This is a genomic window from Wolbachia endosymbiont of Atemnus politus (genome assembly GCF_013309895.1).
This window is the reverse complement of sequence record NZ_JAAXCS010000155.1, coordinates 1-2515: the sequence shown is the minus strand read 5'-3', so window position 1 is coordinate 2515 and position 2515 is coordinate 1. Positions and strand designations below refer to the sequence as shown.

Here is a 2515-nt window from a genome sequence, read left to right as displayed (position 1 = left end):
GAGGAAAAGAATATGATGAGATAAATTAGTAGATAGGAGGTAAAATTGTATCCAAGTGATATAAGTGATAAGGAATGGAAAATTTTAGAGCCTCATGTTGCACAAGGAGCAATAGGGCGGCCAAGAAAGTACAATATCAGATTAATGCAATAAGGTATATAATGAGGGGCAGTAGACCAAAAGATTTCCCCCCATGGAAATATATAGCCCCAGAGATATCAACTATATATCATATAAAAGTTCAAAAGTTGCACACTGGTTTAATTTATAATTACAGATATAATCATAAACCTGCTTTTACAAACTTGAATGTCTAGTTAGATATGCTATAAAGGTGACTCTTACACTACTTTAGTAGTGCAATTATTGTTGTGATTTTTGTCAAGCAAAACCTTCAATTAGCCACCTTACTCGTTTTCCTGTTTCTCAAATACACCAATATGCTAACTACCGCTGCTGGAGTGATGCCTTGTATTTGCTTTGCAATGCCAATTGTTGCCGGTTTTATCGCCTGCAACTTTTCTATTACCTCACTTGACAGGCCTTTAATTTGTGAATAATTGAAATTGATTGGAATTTGAGTGTTAATTTCTTCTCGTAAAAACTTCATGTCTGCTTCTTGCCTGATTAGGTAAGGTCTGTATTTTGCTTCAATCGCAACTGCTTCATATATTTCATCCCTAGTTATATTATCCGTTTCGATGTCATTCCAATGCCCCACTTTGTCATTCCAGCGTGTGACGCTGTTTAACTCCAGCCATATTTCTTGTAATTTATTCCAATCAATATTCGGGTAGCTAAGCAGATCTAGTGCTGTTTTTCTTATTCCATCATAGGATATCTTAATACCATAGGATCTTAGCTGTTCAGGAGTAATTGTCAGGTTCCCCAACCTCTCTTCAAGGTGCTTGATGGATTTAAGCTTATTTTGTAAAACAGAGTATCTCTTATGCGAAACAAGGGAAATGTCATAACCTTTTTGTGTTAATCTCCTGTCTGCATTATCTGATCTGATTGCTAGCCTATATTCTGCGCGTGAGGTGAATAATCTATAAGGCTCAGTTACCTCTTTTGTGACTAAATCATCTATCATTACACCGATATACGAGTCTGTGCGATGGAGAACAAAGTTTTCTTCTTTTCCAGATGCAGAGAGCGCTGCATTGATTCCGGCGATAACCCCCTGCCCTGCCGCTTCTTCATATCCAGTAGTACCATTAATTTGACCGGCAAAATATAGACCTTTAACTTTTTTAGTTTCGAGAGTGTGAAATAGCTCTCGTGGGTCGATATAATCATACTCAACTGTATATCCAGGCCTTAATATCTCTGCATTTTCAAGCCCTTGGATACTCCTTATCATTTTACGCTGCACTTCGATGGGCAATGAATTTGAGATTCCATTTGGGTATATAATGTTATCATCGAGCCCTTCTGGTTCTAGGAATATTTGGTGACTACTTTTTTCTGCAAATTTATTCACTTTAGCTTCAATGGATGGACAGTATCTTGGTGCAACAACGTTGCTTAGATATGAGGAAGCTGACCTGTGAAGGTTCTCTCGAATTATTCTGTGTGTATTTTCATTAGTATGAGTAATGAAACACGAAACCTGAGGTTGGTTAATTCTTTCTGTGAGATAAGAAAACGACTTAGGTGGATTATCACCTACTTGCTCTTGCAATATTGACCAATTTATAGTGCTACGATTGAGCCTTGGCGGGGTTCCAGTACGCAACCTGCCTAGTTTAAAATTATATTTCTTCAACGTATTTGCAAGTTCTATTGCAGACTTATCCCCCATTCTTCCTGAAGGGGTTGTTTGTTCACCTATATGGATCACACCTTGCAGGAAAGTCCCTGTAGTTAAAACGACTTTACTCGCCAGTATACGCTCGCCTGAGCTTGTTACAACGGCTTTGATATACGGCTCTCCATTGCTATTATTTTCGATAAGAAAATCATCAACTGATTCTTCTTGTACCGCCAAATTGCTATAGTTTAGAATAATTTCCTGTATTGCTTTCTTGTATAATTTTCGGTCTGCCTGTGCGCGTGGGCCCCACACCGCTGCGCCTCTGCTGCTGTTTAAAATGACTGAGTGTATGCTGGCTTGATCGATTGCTCTGCCCATTATTCCATCAAGAGCATCAACCTCCCTGACTACAACACCCTTTGCAACTCCTCCAATTGCTGGATTACAGGACATTTCTCCTATGGTTGAAATTCTATGGGTTATAAGTAGCGTGTTTGCACCAAGGCGAGCCGCAGCCGCAGCTGCTTCACACCCGGCATGACCACCACCTACCACCACTACGTCATATTTATGCATGCTTTTTGAGTAATTCTTATTCTACTAATATTCCAACTATCAGCAGCTAATGTCAAATTTTACAGCTAACATAGACCTACAAAATCCAAGTAGCTAACTGGCATAAAAATTCCTTGACAACCCCCGCCAATCTTATTATCATGTCATTCAGGGTATTTCTGACTCAAAACTTGTTTTTGACCT

General features: G+C 39.0%; 1 protein-coding gene. It reads right to left on the bottom strand.

What is annotated here, in order from left to right:
* Nucleotides 1-394: 394 nt before the first annotated feature.
* A complete protein-coding gene (mnmG, locus tag HET73_RS07010; protein ID WP_174132889.1) occupies nt 395-2332 on the bottom strand; it encodes a tRNA uridine-5-carboxymethylaminomethyl(34) synthesis enzyme MnmG in 1938 nt (645 codons plus the stop codon).
* Nucleotides 2333-2515: the final 183 nt, after the last annotated feature.

Bases quoted from the DNA above. Each gene is read 5' to 3' on its own strand.
- mnmG (WP_174132889.1), bottom strand. From the start codon at position 2,332: ATGCATAAATATGACGTAGTGGTGGTAGGTGGTGGTCATGCCGGGTGT.